This is a genomic window from Pseudomonas sp. CM25 (assembly GCF_013179705.1).
GTDB lineage: Bacteria > Pseudomonadota > Gammaproteobacteria > Pseudomonadales > Pseudomonadaceae > Aquipseudomonas.
Genome location: NZ_JABMCW010000435.1, coordinates 1 through 3,889 on the forward strand (window position 1 = coordinate 1; position 3,889 = coordinate 3,889).

Below are 3,889 nucleotides of genomic sequence, written 5' to 3' on the forward strand. Positions count from 1 at the left end.
TTGGCGGTCAGGACAGTGCCTATCGACGACAGGCTGCTGGCCGTCGTAACCGCGTCCGTGGTCAGCTTGGCTGTGGTCTTGACGCCTTCCGCCGCGACCGTCTCCGTTGCCTCCGCTTCGATCCCGGCAAGCTTGAGGGCCTGCATTACCAGGAACCGAGCAGTAATTTCGGAGAAAGCGCTGAGCATCGAGTTGGCAATGTCTCCGGCAAGATTGCCGAAGGCATCGCCCAGGCTTTCCGTGCCCTTGACCAGCCCTTGGATGCTGCCGGAGATCGAGGAGGTGGCATCACCCAGTATCGACTCGGTCGCGTCCCTGGCTTGCTCGTTGTAGTTGGTGGCAATGTCGACGTAGTTCTGCCACGACTCGGATACGCCGGTGAGCCACTCCGATCGCATTGCATCCTGCGCGGCGTAGTAGTTCTGCTGATCGACCATGCGCGTGGCCAGGGCTGCACGCAGGGCCTCGGTTTCACCCTTGTAGAGGTCGGTGTCGGCTGTGGTCGGATTGTCGATCTTGTTGTAGTCGCGGGTCAGCTTGTCCAGTTGCTTCTGATAGTCCTGGCGGATTTTCAGATCTTCCTGGAGGCGCGCGCGCAACCTATCGCTCTGCCCTGCTCCGGCCAAATCAGTGGCCTGGCCCTCCCGAGACAGTTCAAGCTGGGACTGCAGGTTTTCAGTGAAAGCCTTCAGTTTGGCCTCGTTCTCGAAGCGCTCCTTGGTCAGTTCGTTAGCCTTCTCCAGTGCAGCGTTTTGCTTTTGCTGCGCCAGGTTCAGCTCAGCCATCGCGAGGACCTGCTTTTGCGAGGTGGTGAGGGTCTTTTTCTCCTTGAGGTTGGCGATCTCGGTTTCGAGTTCGATCAGCTTCTTGGCTTCGGTGCCCAGCGCCTTGCCGCCACTACCTTGAAGTTGAATTTCCTTACTCTGCTGCTGGAGTACTGCGTAACGCTGGCGGGCGTCATCCAGAAGCTTCTGCCCGGCATTCTCCAGAACCTTCGCATCCTTAAGGGCGCTTTTGTTCGGGTCGGTCGTTTCATTGAGGCGGGCAATATCCTCATTGGCCTTCTGTAGCGGCGTCTTGCGGGGCAATACCTTGGGCACCTCAGGCGTACCGCCATTGGTGAGAAGACCGTAACCGCCCAGGTTCTGGCGGGGGGCGCCGGGGAACACAAGATTCCTGGCCGCCGACACCACCCGATTCATCTGCTCAAGCTGCTTGTCCGCGCTTTCCTTGGCGGCTTTGGCTGCATCCTCGTGCGACTTCTTAACCGCTGCGGCTGCATCCTCGGCGGCCTGTTGCTGGGTATACAGCGCAACCAGCTGAGCCTTGAGCGCGGCCTGCTGGACCTTGTCGTTTTCCTTTATCGCATCCTGGTATTTCTTCAGGGTGTCGATCTGCCCGGCCACCACCTCCGCTTGCTTGGTCTGCTCAGCGGTGAGGCCCATCTTGGTGGCGCGGTACTTCGCCTCAGCCTTCTCGTTGGCCCCCAGAAGGTCACGGGTCTCGGTCAGCTTGGCGATGTACTTTTCCCATTCGGCCAGCTGGGCCTTGGTCTGGCCTTGCGAACCAGCTTGGGCGGTAGAGAGCGCCGCAGTGCTCTTCGTGGCTTTGGCATTGGCGCCATCGACCTGGCTGAGTACTGATTCGAGATCCCTACCGCGCTGCGAGCTTTTCTCGTACTCGGCGGCAATGATGGACAGCGCCCTCTCCACATCAGGCGAGATATCTGCCGTCTGCTTCAGCCAATCGGTCACGCTGTCCAGGTCGCGCTTGCCAGCCTGGACCTCCTTGATCATGCCCCGGAAGTTTGCAGCCACGCCATCGTCAAGGCCTAGAACCTTCTCGGCGTCGGCGTACTTCTGGAGAGAATCGGCTGCCTCTTCGATCTTGTCCGCACGCTCGTCGAACCACTCAATCAGCTTGACGCGCTGTTGCGCCTTGCCGAGCTCGTTGAACTTCTCGGCCAGCTGGTCGACAGTGAGGCCTTGAGCGTCCAGAGCTTTGGTGGCGTCATCGGAGTTGTCTTTCATCAGGATGTAACTTGCAGCCACTGTGCCAACAAGCAGCGCAAGGCCCAACGGACCACCCAGTACGGAAAGCAGACCAGCAGAAGCAGTCCGAAGCCCAGCTTGAGCAACGCCTACTGCGGCAGTTGCCTTGGCTTCAGTCATGCGGGCCTCTGCCAGCGCGACAGAAGCAATAGTTTGTGCTGCCGTACCGCGAGCTGCCACCGCCTCACGCTCGGCGAGGATAGTGGCGGTCTGTGCTTTGATTCGATCTGCGTTGGCCGCGTTAAGAGTTGCCTCAGCCTCAGCAATTGCCGCCGTTCTGCTCGTGTAGTAAGCATATGCGAGGGTGCCGAGCTTATTGGCCAGCAGAACTGCTCCTGCTGCTGCCGATCCAGACAGGATTGCCCCCACAGTCTCCAGCGTTTTTGCGGTTGCGGAGCTTGAGTCCGTCAGTGAATCCATCGCTCCCGAGATCGAGAGAATGTTCGTGGAGATCGATTGGCTGGCTTGCGATGCCTGGTCCAGCTTTCCAATCAGCTGGGTGAACGAGTTGCCAAAGGCGGTCACGCTGTTGCCGATCGTGACCGCCGTCTTGTTGAAGAGTGCGTCTACTGCTGCCTCTTGACTCTGCAGCGCTTTTACCACTGCCTCTGCGGTGAGCAGGCCGGCCGCTCCGAGGGTCCGGAGCTCGCCAACCGTTTTCCCCATACCGGAAGCAATTGCCTGGGCTAGCGCCGGGGCCTGCTCCATTACGGAGTTGAGCTCTTCGCCGCGCAGTGTGCCCGATGCAAAGGCCTGACCAAGCTGAATAAGAGCCGCGTTCGCCGATGAGGCTGAAGCGCCAGAAACAGCTAGCGTCTTGCTGATGGTGCCGACAATACCAGCAACGCCCTCCCCAGATAGCCTTAGCTTTTTCTGGTTGGTTGCGATTCGCTGATACAGCTCTGCCGTAGCAGAAAGAGGCTGGAAGGCACTTTGAGCGATGTTAAACACTGCAGACTGTGCCGCGTTAAGCTCCCCGGATCCGTCGGTAACCAGCTTCATCCGGTTGGTCAGCGAGGAGTAAGCCTCGGCCGCATCATAAATCGACTTGGTTAGCGCGCCGCCAGCGAACAGGCCCAGCAGCGGGCCGGCCAGGCTCATCGCGGTCGAGCGCAGCGACGACATGCTGCTGTTGAGACCGCCAACGCCGGCCGCCGCATTCCGCGTGGTTACCGTCACCGATCCGCCCACACCATTTAGCGCCGCAGTTGTGCGAAGTGACGACTGCTGGAGCTCATTCATAGCCCTAGTCGCGGCCGCCAACCTTGCCTCCGCCGCCGCCGCATTTGCACCAGTTGCGGACAGGCTCCCAGACGCGCCAGAAAGCGACTGACCAGCCTTAGAACCTGATGAGCCAAGGCCGTTTAGTGCTGCCTGGGCGGCCTTAATGCTTGCTGTGGCTGCGTTAATGCTGGCAACCGACCCGGAGATGCTGTTGAACACGCCTGATAGCGCGGGACCGGTTCTCAGCCCTGCCTGGGTCAAGGCATCCAGAGCAACGCGAACCGCATTTACTTGCTGCTCGGCGGTGCGTCCGTCAACCTCAAGTTCCAGTCGTGATTTCAGCGCCATTCTTTTCTCCGGGCATAAAAAAACCCGCCGAAGCGGGTACTTGAAGGATTCTGGATTACTTCCTGATCCAGTAGGTAATTACCAGGACCGCGACAACGGCGATCAGAGCCCAAGCAACCGCTTTATGCCCCTCACGCTCACTCCTCATGTCGGAGACAAACTTTTCTGAGTCAGCTTGCGAATTGATGTGGATTCGAGCGATACCCTCCTCGGTGTAGATATTCAAAAACCTTTCCTTTTCTTCAAAGCTTAGGTCTTTCAGCAAC

The 3,889-nt window shown here is 59.1% G+C and carries 2 protein-coding genes; both read right to left on the reverse strand.

All coding sequences use genetic code 11. The features are described 5' to 3' along the window. Positions 1–3,623, reverse strand: a 3,623-nt coding sequence (locus tag HP546_RS27270) for a tape measure protein (RefSeq protein ID WP_172232054.1), incomplete at its 3' end; no start/stop codon positions are given. A gap of 55 nt (positions 3,624–3,678) precedes the next feature. Then, a partial coding sequence (locus tag HP546_RS31175; RefSeq protein ID WP_218584630.1) for a hypothetical protein occupies positions 3,679–3,889 on the reverse strand: 211 nt, incomplete at its 5' end.